Raw genomic sequence first — 11978 nt, forward strand, 5'->3', positions numbered from 1 at the left:
TGTTTCCTAAAAAATAAGCTCAACATCTGAGAAGATGTTGAGCTTATTATAATTAGTTATTAAGCTTCTATGATTAACCGTAGAACTCTACATTCTTAGCTAAAATAGAAGTTAACGTTTCACCACTATCCATATTTTGGAAAGTAATCGTGTTGGTATAGACTCCCTCACTATTTTTAAATGATAATGTGTGAGTTTTATCATTCCAGAGTGCCCCACTATCAGCGATGAATTCTCGCTGTGATTCACCAAAGAGGATAACTTTATCTTTACCCACTTCAAAGTCAGTAATCACATCACGGCCACTATTTGTATTTGCCAAGAATACAAATTTATCCGCACCAGTGCCTCCTGTTAACTGATCATTACCCGCTCCACCGATAATAATATCGTTTCCAGCACCTGCATTAATGACATCATTACCACCATCACTACGCTGATCATCAAGTAGGTTTTGCCAATTTTCTCTCACATATTCATTAAATTGCTCAGAGGAAACGGCTTGCCCATCATTTTGCGTCCATTTCAAGAACTGAATTAGACCTTCAGCACCCATTCCATCATGATTTGAAGAAGTATAGTTGAATCTTGCTCCATTATCATACCAAGATAGGTTATCTGAATTGAGCGTATCACCAAAAATAATATCGTCTCCCGCACCAGCATTAATTACATCACCAGAAACATTCAAGTTAATGGTTTCAACTGTACCTTTCTCTAATGCAGCATCTAACTCAGCTGAGGTTCGAATTGCTGCAGAATCTCCAGTGTAACCATTCAAATTAACACCACGAGATTGAACAGGAATACCATCATAATAAGTGCCACCTTGAAGATGAAGCGACTCATAATCTAATATACTGTCAGTTGCAGTATTATCAAAGAAGTCTAAAATGTTAGAAGACACTCTATGAGCAAAACCAACCGCATGGACTTTTGAGATTTGCGATAAATGAGCATATTCATCAAATGCTTCATTAAATGCATTCTGGAATAATTGCCCATTCATTGACGTTGGTAATGTTGTATTCCCTGCTCTTATATATGACGTTGGCTGACCATCAGTAATGAAGTAAGTAATATTTTCATAATTATTATTTTGCTGTGTAAACCAAGCCGTGGCCTTAGCAAAAGCATCATCATACGATGTCATACCACCATCTTCTAGTCGATAAATCCGATCTACTAAACGATCAACATTATCTATCGTTAAATCTTTAATCTCTATCCAATTTCTTGCATAGCTAGCAAAAGATACAAGGCTCACGTTAACTTTTCCATCGTGATTTGCAAGATCATAGGCAAGTTTTCTTAATGATGCTTTTGCCATATCCATATCACGTTCCATACTGCTTGATGTATCAATGAGAATAACCGCATTGTAGTCTTTACCTTTAGTGATAATGGTTTCGTAACCACCTCTATCACCGATAAGAACATCATTACCACTTGCTCCATTGATTGTATCAGAGTCATTAGTACCAATAGTCGTTTTACCAGCTGCTACACCATTAATAGTTAACGTTAATTTCGCAGCACTAGTATCTCCATCATTGTCTGTAATATGATAATTAAAGGTCTCGGTTAATGCCTGCCCCTCTCCCAATACTTTTACTGCTGCATTATTGTGATTTAATGTGTAAGAATAAGTACCATCCGCATTTACATGAATAGTACCATAACGACCTACGCTACTTCCTGTTAAGGATGTAACGATAGAATCAGCGCCTAACTGATCATTTGTGAGTAAGTTTCCTTCCACATTAGCATCATTTGACATCAAACTATTACTATCATTATTAGCAATTGGTGCACTATCCTGAATTGTGATATCCAATGTATCAGTAATCACATTACCAGCTGTATCACGAACAACAACGGCAAAGCTATCTTTAACTTCTCCACGAGAATGATCTTGTGCTTTTTGACCTTCAATATAGGCATAGGTAATCATACCCGACTGATTATTATAACCAGTAATCATCAATTTGCCTTTATCTGTCACAACAGTAACAGGGGTCGCTGTTGTTGCATTGGTGATGTCTTTGCCACCAATAGTGACACTAGCAATGCCTCCTGCATCACTTACATTAATACCACGCACAATCGTACTACCTGAGGCCTCAACAACGCTACCCTCTGTAATAGATAAAACAGGCGCGATAGTATCTATACTACCCGGATCTGTTGCAGTTGCATTATTTCCAGCTGCACTTGTTACTTTTGCAGTTGCTTGATAGATACCATCAGCCATAGGATTTGGTACATCAACTGAATAAGTTCCACCTGTTCTCACTGTCGTATTAAATGTCTGGCTAACACCTTTACTATCTACCACAGTAATAGTAACTACAGAACCTACTGGCGCATTAGTTGTCCCTGTAATAGTTGGAGTATTATCCCGAGTATTATCTGGCGCACTCACTGTAACAACTGGACGTTCTAATTCTGTTAATGCGGTTCTATCAATATCAACAGCTATATTTCCAGCTCTATCAACAACCGTTGCACGGAAATCATAAGCTTTGCCATCGTTCCAATTTTGACCTGCAGGAACTTGTACAGCCCACTCACCATTGTCAGACACTCTTGTATTATAAGTACCTACAACAACATTACCATCTAATGCTTGCACTGTAACAAGCTGGCCTTTCTCTGCATCAGTCGTACCGCTAACTGTAAAACCGTGTGCTTTATCCGCACCATTAATCGTCGCATACCCATCTCGGCCTTCAATGACTTGGTTTTCACCTGCAATATGATTAATATCTATAGTCGCAACCTTATCAACTGTATAAGGTCTTTCTGCCGTAACGGTATTTGTATTACCCGCAGCATCTCTCGTTGTAATGCTTGCATCTACAACTTTGTTGCCATCTGCAACGAGATCTGAGCCTTTTACATTAGCCGTAAAGTTACCACGTGAATCCACTGTAGCGGTGTATTCTTTACCATTTACAATTAGCGTAACAACATCACCTTGGCTAAATTCACCTGTTACTTTACCAGTCACTGGAACATTATTAGATGCAGATTCTACTTTGTTTACCACATCATCGGTTGCTACTTTTGTAATCACTAATTGAGTATTCGGCCCTGTCAGATCGGTTCTTGTTCCCCAATCGGCATCAAAGTTAGTATTACCTGCTCTATCTGAAACTGTCGCTCTGAAGCTATAGGATTTACCATCTTTCACCCAGTCTGAGTTTGCAGGAATTTCAACAGTCCAAGCACCATCTACAACTGTTGTTGTAAACGTAGCTACTTTTACTCTGCCATCCCAAGCTTGTAAAGTTACTGTTTGACCATCTTCCGCATCGGTGACACCACTCACATTAAAACCATCGGCTTTGTCTTTTGCATTGATCGTTGCATAGTTATGACGATCTACTGGACCTTGGTCCTCTCCAGCTATATGATTAATGTCTATGTTAACTTGTGTATCAATAACATAATCTCTTGTTGCAGTAGCTGTACTTGTATTACCTACCGCATCTGTCGTTGTAATTCGGGCATCCACAACTTTGTCACCATCAGCTGCAAGATCTGAACCTTTTACATTAGCTGTAAAATTACCATTTGCATCTACCTGAGCTGTATATTCTTTACCATTTACAGTTAGAGTAACAACATCACCTTGGCTAAATTCACCCGTTACTTTTCCTGTCACAGGAACATTAGCAGATGTTGATTCTGCTTTGTTTACTACATCATCGGTTGCTACTTTCGTGATCGCTAATTGAGTATCTGGCCCTGTCAGATCGGTTCTTGTTCCCCAATCGGCATCAAAGTTAGTATTACCTGCTCTATCTGAAACTGTTGCTCTAAAGCTATAAGATTTACCATCTTTCACCCAGTCAGAGTTTGCAGGAATTTCAACAGTCCAAGCACCATCTACAACTGTCGTTGTAAACGTAGCTACTTTTACTCTGCCATCCCAAGCCTGTAAAGTGACTGTTTGACCATCTTCTGCATCGGTTACACCACTGACATTGAAGCCATCAGCTTTGTCTTTTGCACTAATCGTTGCATAGTTATGGCGATCTACTGGACCTTGATCTTCACCAGCTATGTGATTAATGTCTATGTTAACTTGCGTATCAACAGAGTAAGCTCTTGTGGCAGTGACTGTTGCTGTATTTCCTGCTACATTTGTGGTGGTAATTCTTGCATCAACAACCTTATCACCATCAGCGACAAGATCTGAACCTTTTACATTTGCCGTAAAGTTACCTTGCACATCAACTGTTGCCGTATATTCTTTACCATTCACTGTTAATGTTACTACGTCACCTGCTTGGTAATCGCCAGTCACTTTCCCAGTAACAGGAACATTATTTGCTCTTGATTCAGCTCCGTTAACCAGATCATCTGTTGCCACTTTAGTTATTGTCAATGTAGTTACTGGAGCTGCAATATTGGTTGCTGCAGTCACATCTACATCTATACCGACATTTCCTGCAGTATTTACGGCTGTCGCTTCAAAACTGTATGGTTTACCATCCACCCAAGGCTTTCCTGCTGGAATATTAACAGTCCAATGGCCGTTATTAACTGTTGCAGTATAAGTATCAATAACAGTATTATTATCGATCACTTTAAGAGTAATAATTTTGCCATTTTCAAGATCAGTCGTTCCTCTTACCTCAAAGCCATTTGCTTTATCTGAAGCATTAATAATTGCATAACCATCAATACCTTCTTTAACCTGATCTTCCCCAGCAATATGAGTAATATCCACTAATGGCTTAACAGTATCAATGATTGCACTGTCTGATCCTTGTTTTGTTGTATTACCAGCTGGGTCAACAATAACGGATGTAACAGTAATTGTTTTTCCATCTTGAGGAGCTGGGAACGAGGTTGTCACATAACCTTTCGATTTATCTTCTGCGGTGACAGTGATGTCTTTAGTTACTCCATCAGAAGTCACTTTAACAACATCACCGACATTAGTTGTATCTTTATTAAAGCTTACTTTAACATCAACATCACCATTCAATTCTGTACCATTAATAAAACCATCATTATTAATATCTTCTGTTATTTCAACAACAGGGGCATTACCTAAATTAGGAACAATTTGATCTACTTGAGTTGTATCACTACCTGGTTCGCTGACATTACCTTCTTTATCCGTTACAGTGGCAGTAACCGTAACAGTGCCTTCTGTTGGAATATGTGCAGGAGGAATAGTTACATCAACACCATTATTAATATCATCTTCGGTTAATGTTTTTGTTACATCAGGTTTACCATCACCGTTAGTATCAACATCTAATTTATCTCCTGGTTTAGCATCAGTTGGAGGTGTGATATGTGCAATAACACCATTATCCACTTCCTCTTTGTTAAGATGCTCATCACCACCATCACGAATCTCTACAATAGGTTTACTTGGCGCAAGGGTATCAATCAATGCACTGTCTGTATCAGGAGCGCTTTGGTTACCTGCTTGATCAATTAACCAAGTTTTCACAGTAAGGGTTTTCCCTTCACCAGGGTTATTAACATTTGGTACATCAATAACTTTATTATTAATATCTGTAGTTGTTAATGTTTTCGTAAAATCAACTGAACCATCACCATTAGTATCTACATAGAGAGTATCACCAGCTTTTGCTGTCGTTGGTAAGGTTACTTTTACATCAATATCACCATTTAATTCAACTTTATTGATTACACCGTCATTATTAATATCTTCCGTGATTTCGATGGTTGGATTGGCTGGTGTTGTCGCTAAAATAATTGCTTTATCATTGACTGGATCTGCACTATTCGCACCATCTGTCAGAGTAGCAGAAGTTACAAACTCAGTGTTATTTGCTGGTGCATTAAATTGCACATTGATATAACCAGCATCAACCTGTTCTTTCGTTAACGTGATAACTTGCTCTGTATTGTCTGTACCGGTGATCGTTAATACATCGCCCTCTACAGCACCTTTAACAAGGGCCACTTTAACTGTAAGCTGGTTATCTTGCGGCAATTCTTTAGCATTAATAAAACCATCATTATTAGTATCACTGACAATCTCAATAGCTAATTGTTTTTCGATATAAGGACGAACTGTAATAGAAGCATACCCATTAGTGCTCATATTCTCAGCGCCATCAACAAAATAGCCATATACACTATAGCCAACATTTAAACCTGTTGGTATATTTCTTTCAAAAGTAATAAAGCCTTGATCAAGTTGTTGTGCTGTTAATTTTGTTCCTATAGGATACTGCTCATCAGGAAATTGCATATATAGCCTGTCACCAGCATAGAGCTCATTTTTGTCTAATACGACTTTTATCGTTAATTTTTCACCTAACTCGTTTTGGGTTATAAGACCATCTCCATTACTATCATTAACAATAGTGACTACTGGTGGCATAGGCGCATGAATATCTTTTCCAATGTACATTAATCATTTCCTTAGTATAAAATAGGTTGAACTTAATTTGCCGAAACAATAATATCCATTAAATTGCATACATCAAAGATACAATCGACAAATAAATATTTGATACATTTTTTTGCTTACATCGACAGGTCTTTTTTAAGCAAAAAAATGCATAAAACACATCCCCATTATATCATTTTTATAAAAAAGTTAGAAGCCGATTTATATGATCGAAATCAATAATAGTTCTAATAAAAGAGAAAAATATACCAATTTGAAATAACAATCGCGTGTAATTATTGTTCGATAAGCATTTGTAAGATAGGATAAGATCTAGACGACAGGCTACCATACAAATCAAACTTGGATAGTAAAAATACCTCATTGTTCACTGCACTTTTTATAGCTACTATATCGGGTATAAATCAAGGCTAATAGAAATATCAGAGCTTGCAATAGGATAATCGTTGGTGCCGTTGCTGCATCAAGATGATAACTGATAATCACGCCAAGAAAACTGCTTATTGTGGAACTTACAATAGCAATCAAGAGCATTTTATTAAAATTTTTACTCAGCACATAAGCGGTGATCCCAGGTGAAATCAGCATTGCAGTTACCAAGATAATCCCCACCACTTGCATTGTGCTGATAATTGTTAAAGCAAGTAAAAAAAGCAAACTATAATGTAATTTCTTTGGTGAAAGCCCAATTACTCGTAAGTGGTTTGGATCAAAGCAGAAAAGGAGAAAGTCTTGCTTTTTCAGTAAGATAATTAAGAAAACAAGGACGGCAATAATCAACGTTTGCATCAATTCTTGCGGTGTAATGCCTAATAAATTACCGAACAAAATATGAGAAAGGTGCTGTTCTGTTTCCACTTTGCTGAATAACACCAATCCCAGCGCGAACATTCCTGAAAAAATAATGCCCATTACGGTGTCTTCCTTAATTCGACTGTGGGATTTTAAATAGCCAATGCCGAATGCACACAATAAGCCTGAAACTAGCGCACCGATGGCTAAAGGAATGCTTGCCACATAAGCTAACACGATGCCCGGTAAAACCGAATGGGAAATGGCATCGCCCATTAGCGACCAGCCTTTTAAAATCAAGAAACAAGAAAGCACGGCACAAATCACCGCAATGATTAACGCCATAAACAAGGCATTTTGCATAAAGGGATAACTGAGCGGCTCAAACCACCAATTCGCGAAATCAACCCAGCTCATTATGTTGCTCCTTATTGGCGGCGCGCTTATGGCGTAAAATACCGTATTTTGGGGAAAGGAAAAAGGCGCTCAAGAAAAGTGCGGTCTGAAAACAGACAATTAACCCGCCTGTTGCACCATCTAAATAATAGCTGATGTACACACCAAATATACTGCTACTTATGCCAAGACTCACCGCAATGATCACTAAGGTTTTAAAGCGATCTGTAAGCAAATATGCCGTTGCGCCTGGTGTGATGACCATTGCGATCACTAAAATTGCGCCAACGGTTTGCAAGGCTGCTACCACACAAGCGCTTAATAAGGTGAAAAATAATATTTTGTAATAGAGTGGCGACAGCCCCACGGCGGAAGCTTGCATTTCATCAAAAAAGACTAATAACAGATCTTTCCAAAAAATCAGCAATAACACAAAACAAATGCTGATAATAATTGTCACTTGCCAAATATCTTCCGTTGAAATGCCTAGAATGTTGCCTAATACAATATCTTGCACATTAATAGCGGTGGGATTGAGGGAAATGATAAATAATCCGAGGGCAAAAAAGGTGGTAAAAATAAAACCGATCACCGCATCTTGACGTAAATTGGACAAGGATTTCACCCAGAGAATAGAAAGTGCGGCTAGAATTCCTGAAAAAAACGCACCAATCACATAAGGAAAAGAAAAGGCATAGGCAATGGCAACGCCGGGGACAACCGAATGAGAAAGCGCATCACCAATTAATGACCAGCCTTTCAGCATTAAATAAGCGGATAAAAAAGCACAAATACCGCCCACCATTGCGCTTAACACAAAGGCGTTAATCATATAATCATACTGGAAAGGTTCTAATAATAAGGCGATCATTGGCTTTTCTCTTTGTCAGTACGACAGGGGCAATCTTCCACATTACAATCACGCACAATCGGCGCAGGCGGATCGTTTTTCGTTTGTCCGTAAAATACGGCGGGCAGTTCATCATCGGTAAGCACCGTTACGGTGCGCTCATCTTCATCATCGTGCAAATCGCGTCCGCTCAGTTTCACGTTACGCAATACGCCACCGAAAACGTGTTCTAAATTTTGTTGGGTAAAGGTGGTGGCGGTGCTACCTTGCGCAAGCACGGTGCGATTAATCATAATCACTTGATCGCAATAATCTGGCACAGCCCCTAAATTATGAGTAGAAACTAAAATTAAATAGCCTTCTTCACGCAAGTTGGCAAGCAAATTCATAATCGCCGCTTCCGTTTGCACATCAACGCCGGTGAAAGGTTCATCAAGCAGAATAATTTTACTTTTTTGTGCCAGTGCACGCGCCAGAAAAACACGTTTTTTCTGCCCACCGGAAAGTTCGCCAATTTGACGCTGTGCAAGGTGCGCGATATTTAACCGCTCCATTGCAAGCTGGACTTCTTGTTTATCAAGTGCGGTGGGAATCCTGAGCAAATTCATATAGCCATAACGTCCCATCATCACCACATCGTAAACGGATACGGGAAATTGCCAATCCACTTCTTCACTTTGTGGTACATAGGCAATTAAATTTTGCTTTAACGCTTTCTTAATCGGCTGATGGCAAAGCAACACTTGCCCTTGTTGAGGTTTTACCAAGCCCATTAAACTTTTGAATAAAGTGGATTTTCCACTACCATTCACCCCCACTAAAGCACAGGTTGTGCCGCCTTGTAGCTGAAAAGACACATTATGAATGGCGGTGTGTCCGTTGTTATAACGAACAGTTACGTCCTGTATTTCAATAGTGGGCTGATTATTGGGCATTTTCAAATCCTTCAATAATGGTCGAAATGGTGGTGTTGAGCAAATCTAAATAAGTGGGAACTGGCCCTTTGGCGTTGGAAAGAGAATCCACATAGAGTACACCACCATAATGAATTTGGCTTTCTTTCGCCACTTGTTGTGCAGGCTTTGGTGAAATGGTGCTTTCGCTGAAAATCACCGGAATCTGATGTTGGCGAATTAAATCAATCAGTTTACGTACTTGTTGTGGCGTGCCTTGCTGTTCAGCATTGACTGCCCAAAGATAAACTTCATTAAAACCATAATCTTGCGCTAAATAACTAAATGCCCCTTCAGAAGTGGCAAGCCAGCGCTGTGCTTGGGGAATTTTGTCCAATTTAGGGCGAAGTGTGTTATCTAAAGTGCGGATCTTTTTGGCGTAATTTTCTGCATTTTGGCGGTAAGTTTCGGCATTTTGTGGATCATATTTGATCAGCGCATTTTTGATATTTTCTACATAAATTAACGCATTGCTTGGCGACATCCACGCGTGAGGATTAGGGATCTTTTTCTCGCCATTTTCTGCGATAAAAATAGGCTGAATACCTTCTGTCACCACTACCGCGGGCTTATCTTGCACATTTTGAAAAAAACGCTCAAACCATCGTTCTAAGTTTAACCCGTTCCATAGCACAAGATCTGCCGACTGCGCTTTGACAATATCTTTGGGGGTTGGCTGATAACCGTGAATTTCTGCCCCTGGCTTAGTTATGGATTCCACACTGGCCGCATCACCTGCAATATTTTGTGCCATATCTTGAATAATAGTAAAAGTGGTAACCACTTTGAATTTAGCATAGCTTACACTGCTAAAAAGTATTGCAGTAGCAAAGCTGATAGTGGCGAAATGTTTCAACATAAATCCCCTTTAAATGAACGCTGTCTCCCTTATTATAAAGATGAATTGACTTCAGGTAAACGCAAATAATTCTCAAATTATAGACATTTTGCCGGTTTTGGTAATCCCGCCAATTTCGTGGCTTGTTTGGCTGGCCCTTCAGGGAATAAACGTTGTAAATAACGACTGTTGCCTTTATCTTCCCCTAATTTTTGTGCCATTGCTTTCACCAACATTCTGATCGCTGGCGAAGTGTTGTATTCTTGATAAAACTCACGCACAAAATGAATCACTTCCCAATGTGCATCTGTTAAAACGATCCCTTCTTTTTCTGCAATAGCCTGTGCAACTTCTGGCGTCCATTGTGTTAAATCCAACAAATAGCCTTCGTTATCGGTTTCAATCGTTTGATTATTCATATTGAGCATTTTTGTTTCCTTATTTATCTTTTTAATTATACAAAAACGCCCCTAAAAAGGGGCGTTGAATTTACCAATTAAAGCAATAATTAATCATTGCGTAAAATACCAAGCAAGTTTAATAAACTCACAAAGATATTATAAATAGATACATAAAGGCTTACTGTTGCGCGGATATAGTTGGTTTCCCCACCGTGAATGATACTGCTGGTTTGATATAAAATACCCATACTAGAGAACACGATAAATAATGAGCTTAACGCCACATAGAATGCCGGCATTTTAAAGAAGAAACTAGCGATCATTCCTACCACAAGCACAATAAACAAGGTAAACATCAACCCTGAAAGAAATGACATATCTTTTTTCGTGCTGAGTACATAGAGAGAACACGCGAAGAACACTGCTGCAGTGCCACCAAGGGCAAGGGCTATTAAATCTCCTAGACCGGCGCCAATATACATATTTAATACTGGACCTAAAGAATAGCCAATAAAACCTGTTAACGCAAAAGTGGAAAGAATACCCCAAGCACTGTTTTCTAAGGCGCTATTCAAAAATAATAAGCCATAAAACCCCACTAACAGCACACCAAAATGTAATGGGGCAACATTTAAGGTCATTGCCACATAAGCAACAACCGCAGAAAAAGTTAAGGTTAAAGCGAGTAAAAGATAAGTGTTGCGTAACAATTTGTTAGTGGCAAGTACCGATTCCTGACGGCTGTCTTCAACAATTAGACGAGATTGCATAAGCACTCCTATATTTAAATAACAATCACTAACATAAAGTAAAGGTTAGATAGATAAATGTCAATCCTTTTACCTACTTGTCGATTCAATTCGTACCACTTTATTCTGTGTTAAATTTTCATTGCAATGTAGCTCTACAACAACAGCGGGGTAAAAACGCGCTGGATTTTTCCCCGACAATTCACGCACTATATCCCCCACTAGTGGTAAGTGTGAAATAATCAGCAAGTTTTGTACACCTTCTTCCGCCAGTAAATGCAAATAATCTCGTACCAAGCTTGCATCGCCATAAGGCGTGATGCCCTCCCAAGTTTCCTGCTTTGATTGCAGTTGATTTTGGAACGCTAAATTGACTTGCTCAAAGGTTTGTTGCGCACGCAGATAAGGGCTAACCAACACTTTATCAAGCTCGGCATTAATAGCATATAACCATTGCCCTTGTTGATAGGATTGCTGTTTACCATTTTCTGTGAGCGGTCTTGCACTATCTGAGGGGGCGAGGGTTTGCGCCTCGCCGTGTCGCATTACAAAAATTTTCATATGACTACTCTATTTTTAATGAGACG

The 11978-nt window shown here is 39.1% G+C and carries 8 protein-coding genes; all 8 read right to left on the minus strand.

Annotated elements, in window-relative coordinates; genetic code table 11:
* Positions 1-73: 73 nt before the first annotated feature.
* A complete protein-coding gene (locus L5B71_RS02340) occupies positions 74-6412 on the minus strand; it encodes an Ig-like domain-containing protein (protein WP_265756773.1) in 6339 nt (2112 codons plus the stop codon).
* A gap of 360 nt (positions 6413-6772) precedes the next feature.
* A complete protein-coding gene (locus tag L5B71_RS02345) occupies positions 6773-7621 on the minus strand; it encodes a metal ABC transporter permease (RefSeq protein ID WP_265756775.1) in 849 nt (282 codons plus the stop codon).
* The gene (locus L5B71_RS02350; protein WP_265756776.1) at positions 7608-8471 is read right to left on the minus strand and encodes a metal ABC transporter permease; all 864 of its coding nucleotides are present in this window, start codon (positions 8469-8471) and stop codon (positions 7608-7610) included. Before L5B71_RS02350 ends, L5B71_RS02345 begins: the two co-directional genes overlap by 14 nt.
* Positions 8468-9385, minus strand: coding sequence for an ATP-binding cassette domain-containing protein (locus L5B71_RS02355; protein ID WP_265756777.1), 918 nt, complete (start codon positions 9383-9385; stop codon positions 8468-8470). The genes L5B71_RS02350 and L5B71_RS02355 overlap by 4 nt, the downstream gene beginning before the upstream one ends.
* The gene (locus tag L5B71_RS02360) at positions 9375-10262 is read right to left on the minus strand and encodes a metal ABC transporter substrate-binding protein (RefSeq protein WP_265756780.1); all 888 of its coding nucleotides are present in this window, start codon (positions 10260-10262) and stop codon (positions 9375-9377) included. Before L5B71_RS02360 ends, L5B71_RS02355 begins: the two co-directional genes overlap by 11 nt.
* A gap of 77 nt (positions 10263-10339) precedes the next feature.
* Positions 10340-10669 carry a TusE/DsrC/DsvC family sulfur relay protein gene (locus L5B71_RS02365; protein WP_265756781.1) on the minus strand — a complete coding sequence of 110 codons (330 nt, stop codon included), beginning with the start codon at positions 10667-10669 and terminating at the stop codon, positions 10340-10342.
* Between the two features lie 80 nt (positions 10670-10749).
* Entirely contained in the window at positions 10750-11412 is a 663-nt protein-coding gene (locus L5B71_RS02370; RefSeq protein ID WP_265756783.1) for a Bax inhibitor-1/YccA family protein, read from the minus strand.
* A 69-nt stretch (positions 11413-11481) separates the two neighbouring features.
* The gene (sixA, locus tag L5B71_RS02375; protein ID WP_265756784.1) at positions 11482-11952 is read right to left on the minus strand and encodes a phosphohistidine phosphatase SixA; all 471 of its coding nucleotides are present in this window, start codon (positions 11950-11952) and stop codon (positions 11482-11484) included.
* Positions 11953-11978: the final 26 nt, after the last annotated feature.

Source organism: Avibacterium sp. 21-586 (assembly GCF_026226775.1).
GTDB lineage: Bacteria > Pseudomonadota > Gammaproteobacteria > Enterobacterales > Pasteurellaceae > Avibacterium.